Below are 22378 nucleotides of genomic sequence, written 5' to 3'. Positions count from 1 at the left end.
CTATTCTAAACTTTGCCCCTCCGCAATCCTGTGCTGCAACTCACAGCAGGCAAGGAGAAAGTCTGGGGGCACAGGGGCAGGCCATGTCCCCTCAACTCGGCGATCGCCCAACACAATCAGATGCAGGCTATAGGCATGGGGATAGCCCTCCAATTCCAAGTGCACAGCGTCGTTGCTGCCACTGAGGGTAATCATTTCCTCTGCCATCAATTCGGGGGCGATCGCCAGAAGCTGCCCGTGGAGTTGGCGAAATAAATCCACAAATGCCTTGAATTCTACTGCGGTGAGTTCCGTTGCCCAGTCCTCAGCGCCCACCAGCCCTGCATAGGATTGATCGTTGCGCCAGCCCACCCGCCAGCCTTGCCCCACCCGCAGTTCCATAGGCTAGCCCTCTAAAACGTGGGTACGAGGCTACTGTTGCCGCCAAAGAGAGCCCAAGACAGGAAAAAGTTGAGAATAAAGATCGCCAATAGCGAGATCACCACAGCCGCCGTGGTGGATTGACCGACCCCCTTGGCGCCCCCGGTGGTTGTAATGCCCCAATTGCAGCCAATGATGGCCACCACGCCGCCAAAAATGCCTGACTTGATAATCGAACTCCAGAGATCCCAAGTTTGCAAAAAGTTCTGAATGGACTCAATATAGACATTCTTGGGGATGCCGTACAGATACTCAGCAATAATGAGTCCACCCCACAGCCCTGTCACCAATGCCAAGATATTAAGAATGGGTAACATTAGCACACAGGCAATAAACCGTGGCACCACCAGATAATCCACAGGATCTGTGCCCAACATATAGAGGGCATCAATTTGCTCAGTGACTTTCATGGTGCCAATTTCAGCCGCAAAGGCGGAGCCAACCCGGCCGGCGAGTACCACCGCTGTCAGCACCGGCCCTAGTTCCCGCGCAAGGGCGATCGCCAGCACGCCACCCACTGCAGGGGTCGCACCAAAGGTAATGAATTCACGGGCGACCTGAATCGTAAACACCATGCCCACAAAGGCCGCTGTAATGAGGGCAACACTGAGGGAGGCAGGCCCCACCAAAGCCATTTGCTCGATCGAGTTGCGGAGAGCAATCCGCCCCCGCACCAGATAAAAGATGACTTGACCCGCCAAGAGAAAGGCTGTGCCCAAGCGTTGTACACCCTGACTTGCACGCCAGCGCAGCCGTGGCCACTTCATCGCCTTCATTGTCGCGTCCTAGAAATTACTGGTTTCACCCGCAGCACCATTACCCAAGCCTGAGAGTTTGAGGAAGAGGTTTTTATCCGTTGTGCTCTGATAGACACAGCTTATTTCCGGGTTACTCTCCAAGTTGCCCACATAGCCAAAGGTATTCAGCCGCTGCCGACAACTGCGCAATTGTTCACCCGTGATCAGTTGTCGCTGTTCTAAAAGAGCGACGTTATTGGCGCGAATCACACAGCCCGGTTGCATGAAAGGTTGGGAAACAAAGACCGAGAAGGGGTTAAACGTCACAAAAATCCGCGTATCCACCGCGATCGCGCTTGCGCCAAATTGCACGCAAATATCAGGATTGGGCGCCGCCTGATCAATAAACTGCGTTGAGGCCACGTTATCAGGGTTGAGGGTCGTGGTTTTGCTAAAGGTGACACCCACACCGACGCCAATGATAAAAACTGCTGCCAATACTGCCAACGTACGGGTATTGACTGCTGACTTTGATTCTGGTTGAGGAGGCCGACGAATTTGAGGACGCGGACGCGGTGGGGATGGCGAACGTCGAGGCATAGCAGGAAGAGTGAACAGCACTTCCCTACCAGTATGCCCTTAGAAGGCAGGGTTTGACTGCCCCCCCGCTTGTTTTGGCTTCGCCTTGTTGACCTTGAGCACCCGTCCTAGCCATGTTGCACCGTCGAGATCATCAATGGCAGCGGCCTCCTGAGTTTCATCCACCAGTTCGACAAAAGCAAAGCCACGCCGTTTACCTGTTTCTCGATCCACCGGCAACACAATCCGGCGAATAGCACCATATTTCTCAAAGACTTCGCGAAGATCGTTTTCTGTCGCCTCATAGGAGAGGTTGCCGATGTACAGTGTCATAACCCGAACTCAGAAGCAATTTGACAATCATCATAGCTTCTCGCTTTCCCTTACCCATGCGATCCAGACTACAGAATCCAAGACTTTGCAAAGAAAATTAACGTTTTCTATCAGCCCCAAAATATACCAAGGTTAAAAAGAAATTAATTCCTCTCTTAATGTCACCTAAAGCCCTTTGCACAGGGTTCGAGCCGAGTCCGACAGATTCGCCAAATTGCTAGCCCATTGCCTTTGCCAAATGACCCCAACGACTGGTCAGCAGATCCGCGCTATATTATTGACTTACTGAAGCGGGTGGTGCGAGTGAGCATCGAAACAGTTCAGATTGTCCAACAGCTTCCAGAGTTCAAGCTCCTCAGCAAAAAGGCAACTGATTAGCCCCTAGGCAAAGACCGCCGTGCGATTGCCATACACCAGAATCCGATTTTGCAAATGCAGCCGCACCGCCCGCGCCAACACCACCCGTTCCAAATCCTTGCCCTTGCGAATCAGATCCGCCACTGTATCGCGATGGCTAATGTGCACAACCGCCTGCTCAATAATTGGCCCTTCATCTAAATCCGCTGTGGCATAGTGGGCCGTGGCACCAATGATTTTCACCCCTCGCTCATAGGCACGGTGGTAGGGATTCGCGCCCGCAAAGGCAGGCAAAAATGAATGGTGAATGTTGATCACTTGGGGAAAGGCCTCAATAAATTCAGGACTGAGCACCTGCATATACTTGGCCAGCACTACCAGATCAATCTTGTAGTCCTTGAGGAGTTGCAGTTCCTTGGCCTCTGCGAGGGGCTTGGTCTCTGGCGTTACAGGGATATAATGAAAGTCAATGCCAAACTGCTCGGCAATGGGACGTAAATGTTCATGGTTACTGATAATCAGGGGAATTTCCGCAAAGAGATCCCCCGCCTGCTGTCGCAGCAGCAAATCCCACAGGCAATGATCTTGGCGGCTCACCCAAATGGCCAAGCGATAGGGAATATCCGATGCCCGTAACTGCCAGCGCACCCCCTGCCAACTGGCAAAGACTTTTTCCCGCTGCGCATAGTTGATGAAAGTCGCGGCAATTTGATCGCGGGGGATCTCAAAGCCCTCTAGTTCCCACTCGAGGCGGGAGAGAAAAATGCCCGCAACGGCATCGGTGTGGTGGTCGGCATGGACAATGTTCCCGTTGTAGCGATAAACAAACTGCGCCAACTTGGCCACTAGTCCCCGCTGATCGGGACAGGAAATGGAGAGGGTCATCGTCGGCATAGGCACACCGCAAGGCAGAGCAACCTGTATTCTACTATTGCGAATTGGGAGCGGCGCGATTTAAGACCTTGGCGAGATACTGCCCTGTGTAGGATTGGGGTATCAGTGCCACTGCTTCAGGGGTGCCGACGGCAACCACCTCTCCCCCGCGATCGCCCCCCTCTGGCCCTAGATCAATAATCCAATCGGCACAGCGAATCACATCTAGATTGTGCTCAATCACCAGAATCGAATTGCCCTTGTCCACCAGCCGCTGCAACACCTCGAGGAGTTTATGCACATCGTAAAAGGACAGCCCTGTGGTTGGCTCATCAATCAGGTAGAGGGTTTTGCCCGTGGCGCGGCGCGACAGTTCAGCCGCTAATTTGAGGCGTTGGGCTTCCCCCCCAGAGAGGGTAGGGGCGGTTTGTCCCAGTTTCAGATAGCCCAAGCCCACATCCACGAGGGTTTGCAGTTTGCTCACCGCCTTGGGGATATTTTCAAAAAAGGTCAGTGCCGTCTCGGCGGTCATATCCAAAACATCGGCGATCGAGCAGCCCTTGTACTTCACTTGCAGCGTATCGCGGTTGTAGCGTGCCCCCTTGCACACCTCACACTGCACATAGACATCGGGCAGAAAGTTCATCTCAATAACATTGACCCCTTGGCCGCCGCAGGCTTCACAGCGACCCCCCTTGATATTGAAGGAAAATTGCCCCGGCTTGTAGCCCCGTGCCTTGGCCTCAACGGTTTGGCTAAAGACCTCACGGATGACATCAAACACGCCAATGTAGGTAGCAGGGTTCGAGCGCGGCGTCCGACCAATGGGGGACTGGTCAATGACAATCACTTTATCAATGGCATGCAAGCCTTCGATCTGCCCCAGTTCCTTGGGGAGCGGCACACTGTGACCGAGATGGTGCTGTAGGGCAGGATAGAGCACTTCGTGCATGAGGGTGGATTTCCCCGACCCCGATACCCCCGTCAGACACACCAGCTTGCCCAAGGGAATTTCTACTGTGATGTCCTTGAGGTTGTTGCGGCAGACCTTTTTGAGAATCAGGGATTGGCCATTCCCCGGTCGGCGATCGCTGGGGGTTTCAATGCGCTTGCGCCCCGATAGATAAGCTCCCGTCAGTGAGTCGGGATGGTTGAGAATCGCCTCTAGGCTGCCTTGAGCCACAATCTGGCCACCGTGGATCCCTGCCCCTGGGCCAATATCCACAATATGATCGGCAGCGCGGATCGTGTCCTCATCGTGTTCGACCACAATCAGTGTATTCCCCAAGTCCCGCAGGCGAAACAGCGTTTGCAGCAGGCGATCGTTATCCCGCTGGTGCAGGCCAATACTGGGTTCATCGAGGACATAGAGCACCCCCGTCAGGCCAGAGCCAATTTGGGTGGCCAAGCGAATGCGTTGGGCTTCACCGCCAGAGAGGGTAGCCGCACTGCGATCCAGCGTCAGGTAATCTAGCCCCACATCCACCAGAAACTGCAACCGCGCTGTGACTTCCCGTAGAGCCAGTTCCGCAATCTGCTGTTGGCGGGCGCTTAGTTGGAGCGATCGCAGCCGTGCCAAACACTCACGAATCGAGACACTAGTGAGATCCGTGAGGCGATATTGCCCCAAGCGCACTGCGAGGGCAGCAGGTTTCAGGCGTTGACCCCCACAGGCGGGGCAGGTTTGATTGACTTGGTACTCTTCCAGCTTTTGGCGGTAGGCATCGGAGGTGGCCTCGCGGTACTGCCGCTCCAAAATTGGGATCACCCCTTGAAATTGGCGGTAGTAGTCCCGTTTGCGGTAGCGGGAATCAGCGGGGATAAGAATGGGGGTGTCAGTGCCGTAGAGGATGATTTCCCGTTGCAACTCCGTCAGGCGGTACCACGGTGTATTGATGTCAAAGCCAAAGGCCTCGGCAATGCCACAGAGGAGAGCAAGGTAGTAGTCGTGTTCTTTCTCGGCCCAGGGGGCGATCGCCAGATAGACGGGGAGTTCAGGATTGGGGACAATCAACTCCGGGCTAAATTTGCGCAAATAGCCCAAGCCATGACACTCTGGACAGGCACCATAGGGGGAGTTAAAGGAAAAGAGCCGAGGGGATAGCTCATCCATTACCGCCCCATGCTCCGGGCAGGCAAAATTTTCGGAAAATAGCAGGGTTCGCCCCTCAGCCTCACCCTCACGGGGCACCACACTGACCATTGCCGTACCGTTGGCATGGTGCAACGCCGTTCGCAAGGAATCCCCTAAGCGTTCCTCAATCCCCGGCTTCAGCACAAGGCGATCGACCACAATTTCAAGCGTGTGGGCATGGTTTTTATCCAGTTCAATGGCATCACTGAGGTCGCGCACCTCGCCATCAATGCGAACCCGCACAAAGCCCTCACTGGCTAGACTCGATAGCAGCTTCTTGTGGGTGCCCTTCTTACCCTTGACAATGGGAGCCAAGACTTGAAAGCGGGTCTGCGGCGGCAACTGCATCACCTGATCCACCATCTCATCAATGGTTTGGGGGCGAATCGAGCGATCGCAATGGGGGCAATGGGGTTCACCGGCACGGCCATAGAGCAGCCGCAGGTAGTCATAGATTTCCGTGACTGTGCCCACCGTCGAGCGAGGATTGTGGGAAGTGGACTTTTGATCAATGGAAATTGCTGGACTTAGCCCCTCAATGGCATCCACATCGGGCTTATCCAACTGGCCGAGGAATTGCCGCGCATAGGCACTTAGGGACTCCACATAGCGGCGTTGCCCTTCAGCAAAAATCGTGTCAAAGGCCAGAGAGGACTTGCCGGAACCAGAAACCCCCGTCATCACAATCAGGCGATCGCGGGGGAGGTCGAGGTCAATGTTTTTCAGATTATGCTGCCGTGCACCCCGAACCCGAATTTCACCCGTAGGCACTGGATCGCCCATGCTGCAAACTGTGAATGTTAAAAAACGTTACGTTGAGGGTTATTATAGCAACGCTGCCAGACCCGTTTGGCGCCACGCAATAAAAAAGCGGGGTGTGGTTTCCCCGCTCTGAGTGTGACTTAGGTTACTTGCGGTGAACCCAGTGAGTCTGAGGGATTCACCGATGGATTGGGCTTAGTAGTCGAAGTCACCGCCCATGCCGGCACCGGCACCCGCAGGATTGTTGTCCTTGGGTTCGGGTTTGTCAACGATGATGCACTCGGTGGTCAGCACCATACCGGCAATGGAGGCCGCATTTTGCAGAGCCGAGCGGGTGACTTTGGCAGGGTCAACGATACCCGCATCGAACATATTGACATATTCATCTTTGGCGGCATCATAACCCACATCGAAGGGTTTTTCTTTGACCCGTTCGACAATGATGGCACCGTTTTGACCCGCGTTTTCAGCAATGCGACGCAGGGGAGCGCTGAGGGCACGCTCAACAATGTTGGCACCAATCAGTTCTTCACCCGTCAGGTGCTCAGCCGCCCAGTTGCTCAACTCAGGCGCCAAGTGAGCCAAGGTGGTACCGCCACCGGGGACAATCCCCTCTTCGACAGCGGCTTTGGTGGCGTTAATCGCATCTTCCAGACGGAGTTTGCGATCTTTCATTTCGGTTTCAGTGGCAGCACCGACTTTAATCACCGCCACACCACCGGCCAGCTTGGCCAACCGCTCTTGCAGTTTTTCTTTGTCGTAGCTGGAGTCGGTTTCTTCGATTTGGCGACGGATTTGCTCGCAGCGAGCTTTGACGGCTTTTTCATTGCCTTCGGCCACAATCGTGGTGTGATCTTTGGTGATCGTGATGCGGCGAGCTTTACCGAGCATATCTAGCTTGGCATTTTCCAGCTTCAGACCGGCATCTTCGGTGATCACTTGACCCGCTGTCAGGACGGCAATATCTTCGAGCATCGCTTTACGGCGATCGCCAAAGCCAGGAGCTTTCACCGCAGCCACATTCAAGACACCGCGCAGACGGTTGACCACGAGGGTCGCCAAGGCTTCTTTCTCGATGTCTTCAGCAATGATCACCAGGGGCTTACCGGCGCGAGCCACTTGTTCGAGGATCGGCACCAGATCTTGCACCAGGGTAATTTTCTTGTCGGTGATCAGCACGAAGGGTTCATCGAGCACCGCTTCCATGCGCTCGGTGTCGGTGGCAAAGTAGGGGGAGATATAGCCCTTGTCAAAGCGCATCCCCTCAGTGACCTCGAGTTCGGTGGTCATGGATTTGCCTTCTTCGAGGGAGATCACGCCTTCTTTGCCCACTTTGTCCATGGCATCGGCAATCATCCGGCCCACTTCTTCATCGTTACCGGCAGAGATCGCCGCCACTTGGGCAATAGCTTTGGAATCTTCCACCGGACGGGCGTGTTCAGCAATTTTTTCAACGAGGAAGTGGGTGGCTTTGTCAATCCCGCGTTTCAGGGCAATGGGGTTAGCACCGGCAGCAACGTTGCGCAGCCCCTCTTTCACCATGGCATGGGCAAGAACCGTTGCCGTAGTGGTACCGTCACCGGCCGCATCATTGGTTTTCGAGGCGGCTTGGCGGATCAGAGCCACACCGGTATTTTCAATGTGATCTTCGAGTTCGATTTCTTTAGCAATGGTGACACCATCATTGACAATTTGCGGCGCCCCAAATTTTTTCTCCAGGACCACGTTCCGCCCTTTCGGACCAAGGGTCACGGCCACGGATTCAGCCAAGATGTCCATCCCTTTTTCGAGGGCACGACGAGCATTTTCGTTGTAGATAATGCGCTTCGCCATATGTGTTTCCTACCTCAATCGTTCAACAGTGATGAAAAATCGCACAGAAATGAAGGAGTGTCAGCGACTTAGCCAACAATGGCCAAGATGTCTTTTTCCGAGAGGAGAACGTAGTCTTCGCCCGCCAGTTTCACTTCGGTACCGGCATATTTGGAGTACAGCACTTTGTCCCCCACTTTCACATCCATGGGCTGACGCTTGCCGTCTTCAGTGAGTTTGCCGGGACCCACGGCGGTCACTTCACCCACTTGGGGTTTTTCACGGGCGTTGTCGGGCAGAAGGATACCCCCTGCAGTACGTTCTTCACTTTCGCTGACTTTGACAAAAATGCGATCGCCCAAAGGCTTCACAGTTGAAACGCTTAGAGATACGGCTGCCATAGCGTACTGTTCTCCCAATTGTAAGAGTATGGATTGATAGCACTCACTGCACGGCTCATCGCGCAGTTTCTGGGGGGCAAGAGCATCACTTACAGTTGTTTAGCACTCTCACCCTTCGAGTGCTAATGTAGCGAGAGACGGTTGGCGATCGCAACTCCTGTTGCAGTACGGTTTTCCGAACGGCACTTTAGCTCTTTAGCCCCGTGGTGGCAATGCCGCGAATCAGTTGCCGCTGACCTAAAATAAACAAAATCATCACTGGCACAGTGGCAATCACCGCCGCCGCCATCATCAACGGCCAATCATTGGTGAACTGCTCCTGAAAATTGGCCAAGGAAAGCTGCACCGTGATCAGCTCTGGCTTGGTGGTAAAGACCAAGGGCTTAAAGAGATCATTCCACTCCCCAATGAAGGTGAAAATAAAGAGCGTGACCAAGGCCGGTCGGCTCAGGGGCAAGAGAATATGCCAGAGCACTTGCCAGCGATTTGCCCCATCCAAGAGGGCTGCTTCCTCAAGGGCAACGGGCAATGTGAGAAAAAACTGCCGCATCAAAAAGACGCCAAAGCCATTGGCTGCCGTCGGCAAGATCAAGGCGCCATAGGTATTGATCAGATGACCCGCCTTGAGGATGAGAAAAATTGGGATCACCAAAAGTTGAAATGGGATCACTAGGGTTGCCAGCATCAGCAGCAACATCGTCTGTTGCCCCGGAAACGAAAGTCGGGCAAGGGCGTAACCCGCTAGGGCTGAGGTCAGCAACTGGAGTGCCGTTACCGCCAAGGCCACAAAGGTTGAGTTGGCAAAGGCCAAGATAAAGTGTCCCTGCTGCCATGCTGCCTGATAGCTCTGCCATGTCCAGCCTTGGGGCGGCAACAATTGGGTAGGTAGGGTTCCCGGTGGCCAGCCCGACGTACAGAGCACCACCAGTAGGGGGCTGAGAACCAGCAACGCCCCCAGTGTCAGTAGGATCGTTACGCCTACCCTAGGAGCGACCACTGCCGGACATCCGTTTTAGCAAATCCACAAATCCTTTGACTTCTTCGCGGAAAAGGAAGCCCGCATAGGCCTCCATACCATGCTCGCCAATATCCAATCCCTCGATTTCCTCTTCCGGCGAAACGCGGATACCAATGGTAGCATTCAGCAGTAACCAAGCCGCTGTACTAAAGGCAACGGTAAACCCGCCCACCGCCAGTATCCCCACTAATTGGTGCCCCAACTGGGTAAAGTCACCACTCCAGAGCAATCCCTTCAGAGGCCCTTCTCCAGCTTCGTAAAAGCGCCCCGGCCCATCAGCAAAGAGACCCACAGCCAAAGTACCCCAGATGCCATTGACCAAGTGTACGGAAATGGCTCCCACTGGATCATCAATTTTCAGGCGGTCAATCGTCACCACCGAAAAGACAATAATGATCCCGGCAATAATGCCGATTAAGGCCGCACTCTCAATGGTGACAAAGGCACAGGGGGCTGTGATGGCCACTAATCCCGCCAGAATGCCATTGATGATCATCGAAAGGTCGGGCTTACCAAAGTAGAGTGTGGAAACCACTGTTGCGGTGACGCCCCCAAAAGCTGCCGCCATATTCGTGGTCACGACAATGTGGGCAATCGCTTCCGGATCTGCAGTCATCGTTGACCCCGGATTAAAGCCAAACCAACCCAGCCAGAGGATCAGACAACCTAGGGTGGCGATCGCAAAATTGTGTCCGGGAATTGCCGCCACCGACCCATCGGGCAGAAAGCGACCCAAACGCGGCCCTAGGAGAGCTGCCCCCATCAATGCTGCCCATCCACCTACAGAGTGCACCACCGTAGAACCGGCAAAATCCCACATGCCTAGCTGTTGCAGCCAACCGCCACCCCAGATCCAGTGACCCGTAATCGGATAGGAAATCCCCACCAGCAGCAAGCTGAAGATAAAGAAGGCATAGAACTTAATCCGCTCCGCCACTGCCCCGGAAACAATCGTGGCTGCTGTTCCCGCAAACACTAGTTGAAAGAAAAACTTAGCAGAGAGGGGCACCGCCGCCCAACTCAAGGAACCATAAACTCCCCGATAGGCTTCGTCAGTGGCTGGACTATTATCGGCACCGAGCAAAAAGAAACCACTCGTGCCCAAGACCCCATTGCCATCGCCAAACATCAGGGCAAAACCAATTGCCCAATAGGAAATACTCGAAAGGGCAAAGACAATCAGGTTCTTTGAGAGTAGGTTCACTGCATTTTTGGCACGGCAAAAGCCTGTCTCCAACATGCCAAAGCCAGCATTCATAAAAAACACCAACACACCCGCAAAAATCACCCAGAGCGTGTTGAGCGCCACCTGCACCTTTTCCGGAACCGCTGCTGAAGCGGCAGTATCTTGCCCCAATGCGGCTGTTGCACTCAGCAAGCCAATCATCACCGCAAAGGTCAATAGCGTGCGGCGAGTAGGGAGATAGAGAATCTGAGTCAGAGGATGCTGAAGACGTAACCCCCGGCGCAAGACAGAACGCAGTTTCATAGGTGCAGATGTCCAATCTACAAAGAAAACAGTTGGAACTTGTAACCCCCGGCCAAAATCCCTAGGAAAATCTTAGGGTTTAAGTGCAAAGTTTGGCACAAATAAATTGATCATCCCTGAATCGACCCTTGGCGATATGTATTCCACGATACAAAAACTTGGGTCTCCACACTCAATTTTGCATAGGGGGCAAGCTGTGCCAGTTAGAGAAGTTGCAATTGTCCACCCTTGTGGAGTGTCCAGTAATGACTCATCTGTACCACCCAAATCCTGCTGTTATTTACCGCTGGGTGATGAGTTCTTGCCTTGTTGGTTTAGGATGTGCAACCCTGCACTTAGCTCCTGTCACTGCTCAAATTGCCGTCTATGAAGGGCGGCGGGTCACCGGGGACGTCACCATGACACTGCCCGACGGCAGCACCTACAAAGGGGAATTGCTCAATGGTCGCTTTAATGGCCAAGGTATCCTCACAATGGCCAATGGCAACCGCTACGAAGGGGAATTTCGCAATGGTCGCTACCACGGTCAGGGGGTGCTCACCTATGCCGATGGCGGACGCTACGAAGGGGGCTTTGTGGATGGCATCTTCAATGGCAAGGGCACGCTCCAACTGGCCAATGGTCAACGCTACGAGGGCACGTTTCTCAACGGTCAATACCATGGGGAGGGGGTACTCACCTTTCCTGACGGTACCCGCTATGAGGGGCAGTTTCTAGCGGGCAAGTATCATGGAACTGGAACGCTCTCCTTCGGGGATGGCACAAGCTATGCCGGACAGTTTCGCAATGGCTTATTTGAAGGACAGGGGGTCTTTACGCTACCGGATGGCTCCCGCATTGTGGCCACATGGCGCAATGGTCGCCGCGAACCCCGCTAATCCGCTTCAATCGGGCTGTGAGTGATCCGCTGACGGCGGCGCTAAGTCCCTACGCCCGCTTTGGGGTGCGCCTTGGCCTTGAACCCATCCAAGCGCTGCTGAGTGCTTTGGGGTCTCCCCAGTTACAGGTGCCCTTGATCCACGTTGCGGGGACAAATGGCAAAGGCTCGGTGTGTGCCTATTTGGATAGTGTGTTGCGGGCGGCGGGCTATCGAACGGGGCGTTATACTTCGCCTCATCTGTTGAGTTGGTGTGAGCGTATTTGTGTCGATGGTGAACCCATTGCCCCTGAAGTCTTTTTGACCTTAATTCAACAAATTGAAGCGGTACTGCCACAGGTGGCTTATCCCCCGAGTCAGTTTGAAGTGGTCACGGCGGCGGCATGGCTGTATTTTGCCCAGCAACAGGTGGAGCTGGCAGTGATGGAGGTGGGCTTGGGGGGACGCTTGGATGCCACGAATGTGTGTCGGCCCCCTTTGGTGAGTGTGATTACCTCTATTGGGTGGGATCATTGGCAGCGGTTGGGCAATACCTTGGGGGCGATCGCGGGCGAAAAGGCTGGCATTCTCAAGCAGGGTGTACCCGCCGTTATTGGTCCTGTTCCCCCCGAGGCACAGGGGGTGATTGCCCAGCGTCTAGAAGCCTTGGCGTGCCCAGCGGTCTGGCCAGAACCGGCGCAGTGGTGTGCTGATCGGGCTGGGTGGGCGACCTGGGGTGGCATCGAGTACCCCTTGCCTTTGGCGGGAGAGATGCAGTTAACCAATTCAGCGATCGCGATCGCCACCCTACAACAGTTACAATCTCAAGGCTGGCAGATTTCCCGAGAAGCGATTCAACAGGGAATGGCACAAACCCGCTGGCCAGGACGACTGCAATGGTTACAGTGGCAAGGGCGCAAACTGCTCATTGATGGTGCCCACAATGCTCCTGCGGCTGCCTACCTACGGCAATACGTGGATCAACTGGGCTGGACAGAGGTGACATGGGTGGTGGGGATGCTAGCCAATAAGGATCATGAGGGGATTCTCAAACATCTCCTGCGAGGGGGCGATCGCCTGTGGTTGGTGCCTGTACCGGATCACGCTAGCGCTGACTTAGAGGACTTGAAGGCACTTGCCTACACCTGTTGCCCTGAGTTAGGGGAATGCCGCCTTTTTATGGATGTGACTGAGGCACTGGATAGGGCGGGCGATCGCTGTGTGGTCTGTGGCTCCCTTTACTTAATTGCTCGCGTTTTGGGGGCGATCGCAAGCAAAGATTCTCAAGCAATTAGATTGTAGAAAACTGGAGGTGCGCAGTGAGACAAGTCATTATCTATCCCGGCCAAGATGGTTACTGGGTAGCTGAATGCCCAAGCTTGCCCGGCTGTATCAGTCAAGGCAAGACAAAAGGAGAAGCGCTTACCAATATTAAAGAAGCAATTCGAGGGTATATTGCTGCTCTTGAAGAAGATGGCTTACCCGTACCTGAAGAACGCTTTGAAACTCTAGTAGTTGCTGTCTAACGCTCTCCGTGTGGGGTATCTTGGAGATTTTCCGATGAGCAGACTGCCCAGAATTTCTGGAAGGCAATGCTTGAAAGCACTTAGTCAAATTGGATTTTATCTAAAACGACAAGAGGGCAGTCACATGATCCTGCGTCGTGATTATCCTTTCACCCAAGTCGTTGTGCCTGACCACAAAGAGTTGGATACGGGAACTTTGCGGGCAATTATTAGACAGGCTGACCTCAGTGTAGATGAATTTATAAAATTGCTTTGAGCGTTGTGAATCATTGCGAAAAAGCCTGTAATATCAATTCAATTTGAAGATAGCACGAATGTCTCGTCTGAGACCTGATTAGTCGCAATGTCAAAAAGAACCGATATTTATGTGGGACACTCGCTTTCAAGGAGACACTTATTTCTACGGCACGGAGCCAAACGACTTCCTCAAAGCCCATGCCCATGACTTTGTGCCCCAAGGGCAAATTCTCTCCCTCGCCGAAGGGGAAGGGCGTAATGCCGTCTATCTTGCTCAACAGGGATATGCCGTCACGGCTGTGGATGCGTCCCAAGTGGGACTGGCGAAAGCGCAGCGCCTTGCTCAAGAACGGGGCGTCTCCATTACCACCCATCACTGCGATCTGCGGGATTTTGACCTTGGTGAAAATGCCTGGGATGGGATTATTGCCATTTTTTGCCATCTGCCGCCAGAGCTGCGCACATTAGTCAACCAGCGCATTGTCAAAGCCCTCAAGCCCCAAGGCCTCTATCTCAGTGAGACCTACAGCAAGAAACAACTGGGGATGGGCACAGGGGGACCCCCCACCCTAGAACTGCTGCACGATTTAGAGGAAATGAAGAGAGAACTGACGGGTCTGGAGTGGCTCCATGCCGTTGAAATCCAGCGGGACATCCATGAGGGTCAAGGCCATCGCGGGCGAGGCTGGGTGATCCAACTGATTGGCCGCAAGTTCTGATCTCTCACCTAATTGCAGCCGCAAGCGGAACGGTAAAATCAAGGTAATGTTGTCCTACTGCTATGCCGCCGCGACGCACCCGTAGCCAAGTCATTATTCTCGATGCCCTTAGAGCCAGTGGCCGATCGCTCTCGGCACAAGAGCTTTTTTTAGAACTGCGGCAACGACATACGCCCCTAGGTCTGGCAACGGTTTATCGCACCCTAGATCATCTCCGCATCAATGGTGAGGTGCAAGCCCGCCCCTTGCCGAGCGGCGAACTGGTCTATAGCTTGGTGCAGCAGGATCAACACTATCTCACCTGTTTGCAGTGTGGCACGTCAGTAACCATTGATCACTGTCCGGTGCAGCATTTAGAAACTGAGCTACGGCAGTCCCACCACTTTGAGATTTTTTACCATACCCTTGAGTTTTTTGGCCTCTGTGCCAAGTGCCAAGTGATGGCGCAGCGCTGAAGCGGTATTCTGGATCAGGCGCGTCTTCGGAAAGTGGTGTGATTGAATTTGCCAACTGTGCTTGGACTCGGGCGATCGCCCAAGGCTGGGAAAATCCCTATCGCGTTCGCTATGCCAGCAATTTAGACGATGGCCCTTGGCATGGCATGCCCCTTGGTGGCTTTGGCGCGGGCTGTATTGGCCGTTCCCCCGCCGGCGACTTTAACCTTTGGCACCTTGATGGTGGCGAGCACCTCTTTGGCACCCTGCCCGCCTGTCAATTTAGTCTTTTTGAGCAGGGAGAGCAGACACAAGCCTACGCCCTAGGGACTCAACCCAACGATGGCCGCCTTAGCACTTGGCAATGGTATCCGGCTGGCAAAGGTCTCTACGCTGCCCGCTACCCCCGCAGTTGGTTTGTCTATGAGGGGGTCTTTAGCGCCCAGATTACCTGCGAACAGTTTTCACCGATTCTGCCCCACAACTACCAAGAAACCAGTTACCCCGTGGCGGTGTTTCTGTGGACGTTCAGCAATCCCACGGATCAGCCCCTCACCCTAAGCTTGATGTTCTCGTGGCAAAATACCGTCGGTTGGTTTCGCAATACCACCCCTTCCTCTGCCATTGAAATCCGTGATGATGGCAGCCCGGTCTATACCTACACGCCTTGCTGGGGTGAAAGTGACGGCAATTTTAATGAATTGATTCAAACGGAGTCCTATCAAGGTTGGCGACTGCGCCGTACGCCCCACCCAAACCCACCCCAAGAAGGCGATGGCGAATGGGCAGCATTGGTTCCCACAGGCCTGGGTGAGTTTTTTGGCTGTAGTCGCTGGCAGCCAGAGGGGGATGGGGCAGAGCTGTGGCAACCATTTTCTAGGGATGGTTCCCTACCGATTGTCAATGATCCAACCCCAGCAGCAGCGGGAGAACAGGTAGCCGCCGCCTTTGCCCTGCGCTTTGCCTTGGCACCAAGAGAAACCAAACAAATTCCCGTGGTCTTGGCGTGGGACTTTCCCGTGACTGAGTTTGGTAAGGGGGTAATCTATTACCGTCGCTACACGGATTTTTGCGATCGCCGAGGTACCAATGCCGTGCCCCTTGCTGCCCAAGGCCTCGCCGCCTATGCCCGATGGCAGGAGCAGATTCGCACGTGGCAAGCACCGATCCTCAACCACCCCGATTGGCCCGACTGGTTCAAGATGGCACTGTGTAATGAGCTATACGTTCTCAGTAGTGGCGGGAGCCTCTGGAGTGCGGCCAGCGATCGCGATCCGCTGGGGCAGTTTGCCGTTTTAGAATGCCTTGACTACCGCTGGTATGAAAGTCTTGATGTGCGGCTCTATGGCTCCTTTGCCCTGCTGCAACTGTGGCCCGAACTGGAAAAATCCGTGATGCGTGCCTTTGCGCGGGCGATTCCAACAGCGGATGCAACCCTGAGAATTATTGGCTACTTCTATCGCGGTGATCCCGAAACCGCCTACAAAGCACCCCGTAAACTGGCCAATGCCGTACCCCACGATCTGGGTGCCCCCAATGAGCACCCTTGGGAAAAGACCAATTACACGGCCTACCAAGACTGTAATCTCTGGAAAGACTTGGCCTCGGATTTTGTGCTCTTGGTCTATCGGGACTTTTTCTTTACTGGAGGCACAGATCTCGACTTTGCCCGTGAGTGTTGGCCGGCTGTGGTGGCAGCCTTGGCCTATTTGAAACAATTTGACCACGATGGCGATGGCCTGCCAGAAAATGGTGGTGCCCCGGATCAAACCTACGATGACTGGAAACTACAGGGGGTCAGTGCCTACTGTGGTGGCTTGTGGTTGGCAGCCCTTGAGGCGGCGATCGCCCTCGGCACGATTCTCCAACAACCGCAGGTGGAGACCTACCGCCAGTGGCTCCAGCAAGCTCGCCCCCGCTACCATCAACTGCTGTGGAATGGCGAGTACTATCGTCTCGATACCGGCAGTGGTTCCGATGTGATCATGGCGGATCAACTGTGTGGCCAGTTTTATGCCCAACTCTTGGGCTTAGCGGATATTGTGCCCCCAGACTGTTGCGATCGCGCCCTGCGGAAAATTTACGACACCTGTTTTTTGGAATTTCACAATGGCCAGTTCGGTGCCGCCAATGGTCTGTTGCCCAATGGTCAACCCGAAAACCCCCACGCTACCCATCCCCTCGAAGTCTGGACAGGGATTAACTTTGGCTTGGCCGCCTTTTTGTGGCAGCGGGGAATGACCCACGAAGCATGGCGCTTAGCCGAGGTGGTGGTACGCCAAATCTACGAAAATGGCCTGCAATTTCGTACGCCCGAGGCGATTACCGCTAATGGTACCTTCCGTGCTTGTATGTACCTGCGCCCCATGGCCATCTGGGCACTGGCTCTCGTCAGTCGGGGATCACGATCCACCTAAAAATTTTGTAACCTATTTTACATTGTTGCATTTTGTGAAGCCGCGACAATGGTGACCAATGGGCTGCCCGTCTATGATAGGGGGTAGCGCGTCAACAGCCACTTCTTTAGATAACCTATGGATAACCTCAGCCAACGTTACCTACGTCTGTGCCAAGCCTATAGCCAATTGGCAGAACGCTATACCAAACTCGATATTGACCACATGACGCTGCGGGAAAAGCTCGTTCCTTTTCTGATGGCGTTCAAATATTACAAACAAATGACAGAGCAGCTCACGGCTGAAAAAGAGGCGATGCAGCGGGAACTCAATGACTTGCGCGATCGCTACCAGTTGCTGGTGAGTCAAAATGGCAATGCCCCCATCAATGAAGAACTGCTCAGTGCCCTTGCTGAAGCAGAGGAGCAGATGGGACTCATTGAAGAAACCCTCAAGGAACAGGAGGCTGACCCGGATCCCAACCTGCTTCCCATTGAAAAGCAATTGCTGGAAGAATATACAAAGGGGAGTGGTGATTTTCAAGCGCTGCTCCCGCAATCGTCGAGTCACTCCGGGGTTACTGCCTAGATGCTCTGGCCAGCCAGTGAAGAATTTGCTGCCCTCTGTCGTACCCAATTAGAACTCGTTGTCAACAGCTTGGGTGCCTCTTCACTGGCGGTCTATCTGAGTGAAACCCTCAATGACTCCCCCTCATGGTCTCCTGTTGCCGTCTATCCAGAGGCGGCTCCCCCCCTGAGCTTACCGCTTCCCCCGACCCTACCACCGCCAACACCAGCAGCAGAGACGCCTTTAAGCCATCGCCCTCAACAGGTGGTCTCGTCCTTGGCCAATCAACTGATCCTGCCCCTGATGTACCAAAATTGGGTCTTGGGGGTACTGGTGGCACAGCGGCAACACCGTCCTTGGCTGGCGGCAGAACAGGCACAATTGCAACAGGTGGCCCAAACACTGGCGATCGCCTGCGTCTTGGATCAACGCCAACAATGGCTCAGCCACTCCCCTGCCAACCCACTGGATCAACAGCAACAGCGCTTCGATGACCTGCTCCATCAACTGCGCAATCCCGTGGCTGCCATTCGCACCTTTGTCAAGCTCCTACTCAAACGGTTGGAACCCGATCACCAAGGGCGCCCCCTCGCTGAAGGCATTGCCAAGGAAACAGAGCGGCTTATGGCCTTGTTGGAGGACTATCGCCAACAGCGCAACGAGATTCCCGCCCTCACCGGCAGCCAGCCCCTACCCCTTGCGGGTAAGCCCCTCGATCTAGCTGCAACCCTCTCGCCGCTGATCACCGCCGCCCAAGCCCGTGCGGAAATGGAGGGCAAAACCTTTGTCGTGGAGAGACCGCCCCAACTGCCGCCCATCTGGCTAGAGGAACGGGTGCTGCAGGAGGTCGTGGGCAATCTGCTGGATAATGCCTTTAAGTACACCCCGCAAGGGGGCACCATTGGTCTGCGCTTGACGCTCACGCCCGCCGCCTTAGAATTAACGGTTTGGGATACAGGCTGTGGCATTCCCAAGGAGGTGCAGCCGCGTCTTTTTGAACGGGGGTACCGGGGGATTCAAGCGGACAGCGAGATTGAGGGCAGTGGTCTGGGTCTGGCGATCGCTCAGGATTTGCTGCGTCCCTATGGTCTCAGTCTGCGGGTCACAAGTCCCTACGAGGGCGATCTCGGTACGGCCTTTACGTTGACGATTCCCTTGCCAATGAAGGTGGAACGATGAGTGCTCTGAAACAGCGTCTTGCCAAGATCAGCAGTCAGGGGCATCAATTTCTTGTCCTAGTCTTTGCCCTACCCCTATTGATCTCGGCCATAACGGGAATTGCCCATCGGCTTGGGCGCAGTTGGTTTGGGCTATCTAAAGACTTTGGGCGGGCGATGATGACCCTTCATGAAGGTCGCTATCTGGGGGAATGGGGCGTGCCGCTCTATGTATTGGTCATTGGTCTGGGCTTGCTGGGAATCATTGCCACGGGTTTGGGTCTCCTGTGGGGGCGATCGCTCCCGGCGCAGTGGTCAGCACGGCGGCTGCATCATCTTTTGGCTGCCATTGCAGCATTGCCTTTGCTTGTGAGTGCCACGACGGGAATGGCCTATCGCCTTGGCCGCAACTGGTTTGGCCTTTCCAAGGAACAGGCGGCGATTTTCCTGAGCCTGCATCAGGGAACCTATTGGGGGGAGGTGGGGCGTCCCTTCTATGTTCTTTTGGTGGGGCTAAGTTTGCTGACACTTCTGGCCACGGGACTCTCGATGCTGACTCTCCTGCGACGGCTGCCTCTCTGGCGTCCTAGGGTGACCCCGGAGACCTAGCTGCGAAATGTTACAAACTATGAGCAAGCGTTGCCAAAGGTAAGCGCCTATGGAGTAATAAATACAGCACTTGATCGCGACTGTTATTCCATAAAGGAGTTGTTCATGGCGCTGACCGATACCCAAGTTTACGTTGCCCTTGTGATTGCTCTGCTGCCTGCGGTGCTGGCATTTCGGCTTTCGACTGAGTTGTACAAGTAGTTGCCCCTGTTATCGCTAACTGGCTGCATCACTTCATTTCTTCAAACTAAAATTTATCAGGCGGTTCCCGATGTTGTTGCTGAGACAAGGGGGCTGCTTTTTTCTTTTTATACTGATAGACAAATTGCCGTTCATGGTTTAGTCATGGTTCACTCTCCTCGAAAAATTCCTGCGATCGCTTGGGAAGCGGGTGCCAAAATTGCAGTGAATCTGGTGCTGCTCGCTTTTGCCCTTGGGGCGATCGCCAAGCTGGTGCCCTATCAACTCAGTCAACTGCAAAAGCTCCATGCCCTCGAAGCAGAGGTGGCGCAACTGGAGGCACGAGTCAAGGAATTGCAACTCGAACAGGAGCGCGATCGCCAACCCCAAGCACGGCAGCGCATTGCCCAAGAGGAGGCCAATTTAATTGCCGCCAATCAACGGCGGATCATCTGGGTACAACCTAAAAACCCGAAGCAAGAATCGGACTAAGCGCAGCCTAAAACAAGGCCAAAACTAAACCACAGACACCACAGAGGGCAGCACTCAGGGAAGCATAGGTCACTTTCCGTTTTTGCCGCTTGTACTCTTGGCTAAGCTGATCCTCAACACTCAGGGAAATAATGAATTTTTGTTCCCGCTTTTGCGGCTTTTGCAGGCGGAGAACACCCCCCTGATCCGAGGCCATGCCCACCACCGAAACAGGTTGCCCCAAGGGCAGCACCCACTCCTGATAGCGATAACCCAGCGTTGTCGTGCTACCAAAGCGCCAATTCAATGACAGAAACCCCAAGGAGAAGGCAAAGGAATGGGGTTTATCGGCGGGTCGCAGTTCGTCTAGGACTTGCATTGCTTCAATCTCAGCACCAAGGGGGTTCACCTCAATCTCCCCCTGATGATCGCGCAGAAAAAATAGGGTTGACTGCTCATGGCGGCCAATGATTTCCAACTGGCGTTCTCGACGATTGCGGCGATCGCTCCCCTCTTTTTCATACTCGCGGCTGATAATTGTTTTGTAATAAACACAGGGAATGCGCTTCACTTCTGAGAGCAAGGGTTGAGATGTGGTGACTTGACCCACCACCTGCACGTACTCGCGCCAACTGCCGCTACCGATTTCCTGAGCCACCTGTTGCTGGCATTGCTGTAACTCACTGATGGAACTAGGGTTAGCCACCTTCATGGCCTTTAATTTCAGCCGATAATAGCCCTCAAGGGCAAAGAGAAAGGCCGACCCTGTTAAGCAAAGGTGAGCAACAACCCCCATAGCTGCCGTTGAATCCCTCTGTGCTGATTTTAGGCATTTGCGCTGACGAGGTTAACTCTTTTAACTCAGCGATATTAGGCCAATAGTGAGGCCAAAGAGACCATCAACAACGAGTGTACTCAAGACAGCGCCCATAAATCCCCACACGGGCAAGACAGCGGGATAGCCACGACGAATCTGAGATTCAAAGAGGGGCAATAGGCCAATGAGGAGCAAACTCAGGCTCAAGAGAACCCCCCACACTTGGCCACTAAAGGTCTGGGCTTGGGCGATCGCCTGCGCCAGCATCTCCTGAACTGAAATGACATCCCCTTCGAGGTACATAATGGCTCGCCAATGGGGAATCACATCAATCAGGTAAAAGTAGGCATCAGTGATGGCCGTGCCTAGAAAAGAACCCCAAAAAAAGAACACCCCCACCAGTTGCTGCCGCTGCCGTAGGTGCCAGAGCATGAGTGGAATGGGGAGCGCCTCAATGGGCAAGTGCCACAGGGGTTCCCAGCGCAACCACCCCCAGTAGAGCGACCCTGCCCCCCAGCACCAACTAAATCCATAGAGCATCTCCCCCCAATAGCGGCAGTGGGGTTGACGTTGGAGATAGAAACTGAGACCCAGCAGCAGCGGCGTCAGAGCCAAACTCAGCCAAGGCTGTGTCCGCACGAGGGGCGCTTCAATAAAGACGGGAACCGACACCAAGAAGGCGGCAAAGCCAAAGAGAAACCAAGCCAGCCGTGAGCCAAGGCGCAGCGCAGGAAAAACTGAGGGTGAAGTAAGAGCAGTCAAGGGAATATCGGAAATTGTTAACTTTTATTTCTTCCCTTTAAGGTATCACAGGCTGGAACGTCGTGGTCGGGGCGATCGCCGAGGAGCTTTAGAGCGCGCTTTGCGCCGCAGCGTTTCTGATAGATCAATAAAGGCATCCCGCTGCAAAATGGGGTAGGTACCAACCCAGAGGCGATGGCGGGGTAGGAAAACTTCAGAAATCAAATCAATCTCTGCCAGATCAGGACGACGGGAGAGAACCAGCATTTCCGCTGCATCGCCGGGGCGAATCCCTCGATGTTGACGCAGTAACTTGGCCTGCACTCTGGTTTCAAAGCCGGTTTTATCACCAATCTCCAAATTCAAGCAGCGTTCGCGGTTCTCAATAATCACCAGTTGCCCCTTGTCGTTCACCGTCTCCTCTTTGCCCACCAATTCTTCGGTGACATAGACATCCAAGACGCGCCCGCGCCAAAAACCCCCATAGGGAAACCGCCGATGGCGACGATTGCGAAAGGAGGCCAACACTGCCGGTGCCCAGAGCCAATAGAGACCCGCAATCAGACCCAAAACCAGTTGGGTGCTATCCCCTAAAAAATTCAAACCAAAGGCAACAATGGCCACCGCCACCACAGAGAAGGTTAAGCGTCGCAGAAAGTCCTGAAGTTTGCCCCAAACGTAGCGATACTGGGAACCCGTGGCCACCAGTGGCACCAATTGACGGACTTTTTCTTGGGTGAGGGGAATGAGCAC

26 protein-coding genes are annotated in these 22378 nt (G+C 54.3%); 13 read left to right on the top strand and 13 right to left on the bottom strand.

The genetic code is table 11. From position 1 onward, the window contains the following. Genes KV190_RS08235 through KV190_RS08220 form a run of 4 tightly spaced genes read right to left on the bottom strand, consistent with a single transcriptional unit; the run spans position 1 to position 2069 of the window. The gene (locus KV190_RS08235; RefSeq protein WP_460192761.1) at positions 1–381 is read right to left on the bottom strand and encodes a DUF1818 family protein; all 381 of its coding nucleotides are present in this window, start codon (positions 379–381) and stop codon (positions 1–3) included. A gap of 11 nt (positions 382–392) precedes the next feature. Next, on the bottom strand, positions 393–1196 hold the full coding sequence (locus KV190_RS08230) for an MlaE family lipid ABC transporter permease subunit (protein ID WP_460192760.1): 804 nt from the start codon (positions 1194–1196) through the stop codon (positions 393–395). 9 nt (positions 1197–1205) lie between these two features. Further along, entirely contained in the window at positions 1206–1757 is a 552-nt protein-coding gene (locus KV190_RS08225) for a DUF3172 domain-containing protein (protein WP_460192759.1), read from the bottom strand. A 39-nt stretch (positions 1758–1796) separates the two neighbouring features. Beyond that, complete coding sequence (locus KV190_RS08220) at positions 1797–2069, bottom strand: RNA recognition motif domain-containing protein (protein WP_149820749.1); 273 nt, start codon at positions 2067–2069, stop codon at positions 1797–1799. Positions 2070–2294: 225 nt separating this feature from the next. On the opposite strand from KV190_RS08220, the gene KV190_RS08215 reads away from it, so the two are divergent. Beyond that, on the top strand, positions 2295–2447 hold the full coding sequence (locus tag KV190_RS08215) for a hypothetical protein (protein WP_460192758.1): 153 nt from the start codon (positions 2295–2297) through the stop codon (positions 2445–2447). Positions 2448–2450: 3 nt separating this feature from the next. Here KV190_RS08215 and purU read toward each other — a convergent pair whose 3' ends face one another. From purU to KV190_RS08185, 6 genes are all read right to left on the bottom strand, one after another. After that, complete coding sequence (gene purU / locus KV190_RS08210) at positions 2451–3326, bottom strand: formyltetrahydrofolate deformylase (protein WP_460192757.1); 876 nt, start codon at positions 3324–3326, stop codon at positions 2451–2453. A gap of 28 nt (positions 3327–3354) precedes the next feature. Further along, on the bottom strand, positions 3355–6216 hold the full coding sequence (gene uvrA / locus KV190_RS08205) for an excinuclease ABC subunit UvrA (protein ID WP_460192756.1): 2862 nt from the start codon (positions 6214–6216) through the stop codon (positions 3355–3357). Between the two features lie 174 nt (positions 6217–6390). Continuing rightward, the gene (gene groL / locus KV190_RS08200) at positions 6391–8028 is read right to left on the bottom strand and encodes a chaperonin GroEL (RefSeq protein ID WP_460192755.1); all 1638 of its coding nucleotides are present in this window, start codon (positions 8026–8028) and stop codon (positions 6391–6393) included. A gap of 68 nt (positions 8029–8096) precedes the next feature. Next, positions 8097–8408: a co-chaperone GroES gene (gene groES, locus KV190_RS08195; protein ID WP_149820030.1), complete on the bottom strand. Its 312-nt coding sequence runs from the start codon at positions 8406–8408 to the stop codon at positions 8097–8099. Positions 8409–8595: 187 nt separating this feature from the next. Further along, positions 8596–9357: a carbohydrate ABC transporter permease gene (locus tag KV190_RS08190; RefSeq protein WP_460192754.1), complete on the bottom strand. Its 762-nt coding sequence runs from the start codon at positions 9355–9357 to the stop codon at positions 8596–8598. A gap of 34 nt (positions 9358–9391) precedes the next feature. Then, positions 9392–10915 carry an ammonium transporter gene (locus KV190_RS08185; protein WP_460192753.1) on the bottom strand — a complete coding sequence of 508 codons (1524 nt, stop codon included), beginning with the start codon at positions 10913–10915 and terminating at the stop codon, positions 9392–9394. Positions 10916–11160: 245 nt separating this feature from the next. Here KV190_RS08185 and KV190_RS08180 point away from each other — a divergent pair, with 245 nt between their 5' ends. From KV190_RS08180 to KV190_RS08125, 12 genes are all read left to right on the top strand, one after another. Beyond that, on the top strand, positions 11161–11793 hold the full coding sequence (locus tag KV190_RS08180; protein WP_460192751.1) for an MORN repeat-containing protein: 633 nt from the start codon (positions 11161–11163) through the stop codon (positions 11791–11793). Next, on the top strand, positions 11763–13073 hold the full coding sequence (locus KV190_RS08175) for a bifunctional folylpolyglutamate synthase/dihydrofolate synthase (RefSeq protein ID WP_460192750.1): 1311 nt from the start codon (positions 11763–11765) through the stop codon (positions 13071–13073). Before KV190_RS08180 ends, KV190_RS08175 begins: the two co-directional genes overlap by 31 nt. A 17-nt stretch (positions 13074–13090) precedes the next feature. Further along, positions 13091–13297: a type II toxin-antitoxin system HicB family antitoxin gene (locus KV190_RS08170; RefSeq protein ID WP_460192749.1), complete on the top strand. Its 207-nt coding sequence runs from the start codon at positions 13091–13093 to the stop codon at positions 13295–13297. Positions 13298–13331: 34 nt separating this feature from the next. Beyond that, entirely contained in the window at positions 13332–13553 is a 222-nt protein-coding gene (locus KV190_RS08165; RefSeq protein ID WP_460192748.1) for a type II toxin-antitoxin system HicA family toxin, read from the top strand. A 109-nt stretch (positions 13554–13662) separates the two neighbouring features. After that, a complete protein-coding gene (locus tag KV190_RS08160) occupies positions 13663–14253 on the top strand; it encodes a class I SAM-dependent methyltransferase (RefSeq protein WP_460192747.1) in 591 nt (196 codons plus the stop codon). A 62-nt stretch (positions 14254–14315) separates the two neighbouring features. Further along, complete coding sequence (locus KV190_RS08155) at positions 14316–14708, top strand: Fur family transcriptional regulator (RefSeq protein ID WP_460192746.1); 393 nt, start codon at positions 14316–14318, stop codon at positions 14706–14708. Next, a complete protein-coding gene (locus KV190_RS08150) occupies positions 14684–17104 on the top strand; it encodes a GH116 family glycosyl hydrolase (protein WP_460192745.1) in 2421 nt (806 codons plus the stop codon). The genes KV190_RS08155 and KV190_RS08150 overlap by 25 nt, the downstream gene beginning before the upstream one ends. 117 nt (positions 17105–17221) lie before the next feature. Next, positions 17222–17671 (top strand): hypothetical protein, encoded by a 450-nt coding sequence (locus KV190_RS08145; protein WP_302676698.1) that lies wholly within the window; start codon positions 17222–17224, stop codon positions 17669–17671. Then, a complete protein-coding gene (locus KV190_RS08140) occupies positions 17672–18829 on the top strand; it encodes a sensor histidine kinase (RefSeq protein ID WP_460192744.1) in 1158 nt (385 codons plus the stop codon). Further along, positions 18826–19416, top strand: a complete 591-nt coding sequence (locus KV190_RS08135) for a PepSY domain-containing protein (RefSeq protein WP_460192743.1) — start codon at positions 18826–18828, stop codon at positions 19414–19416. Before KV190_RS08140 ends, KV190_RS08135 begins: the two co-directional genes overlap by 4 nt. 105 nt (positions 19417–19521) lie before the next feature. Continuing rightward, on the top strand, positions 19522–19617 hold the full coding sequence (gene psaM, locus KV190_RS08130) for a photosystem I reaction center subunit XII (RefSeq protein WP_011056052.1): 96 nt from the start codon (positions 19522–19524) through the stop codon (positions 19615–19617). Positions 19618–19761: 144 nt separating this feature from the next. Further along, positions 19762–20088, top strand: a complete 327-nt coding sequence (locus tag KV190_RS08125; protein WP_460192742.1) for a slr1601 family putative cell division protein — start codon at positions 19762–19764, stop codon at positions 20086–20088. Positions 20089–20095: 7 nt separating this feature from the next. Here the strand turns inward: KV190_RS08125 and KV190_RS08120 are convergent, their stop codons facing one another. Genes KV190_RS08120 through KV190_RS08110 form a run of 3 tightly spaced genes read right to left on the bottom strand, consistent with a single transcriptional unit; the run spans position 20096 to position 22378 of the window. Further along, positions 20096–20863 carry an E3 ubiquitin ligase family protein gene (locus KV190_RS08120; protein ID WP_460192741.1) on the bottom strand — a complete coding sequence of 256 codons (768 nt, stop codon included), beginning with the start codon at positions 20861–20863 and terminating at the stop codon, positions 20096–20098. A gap of 60 nt (positions 20864–20923) precedes the next feature. Continuing rightward, on the bottom strand, positions 20924–21646 hold the full coding sequence (locus KV190_RS08115) for a DUF3120 domain-containing protein (RefSeq protein ID WP_460192740.1): 723 nt from the start codon (positions 21644–21646) through the stop codon (positions 20924–20926). Positions 21647–21691: 45 nt separating this feature from the next. Beyond that, complete coding sequence (locus KV190_RS08110) at positions 21692–22378, bottom strand: phosphate ABC transporter permease (protein WP_460192739.1); 687 nt, start codon at positions 22376–22378, stop codon at positions 21692–21694.

Source organism: Thermosynechococcus sp. FA-CM-4201 (assembly GCF_054689355.1).
Note: the sequence above shows the minus strand (reverse complement) of the source record. Positions and strands in the feature narration are given on the sequence as shown.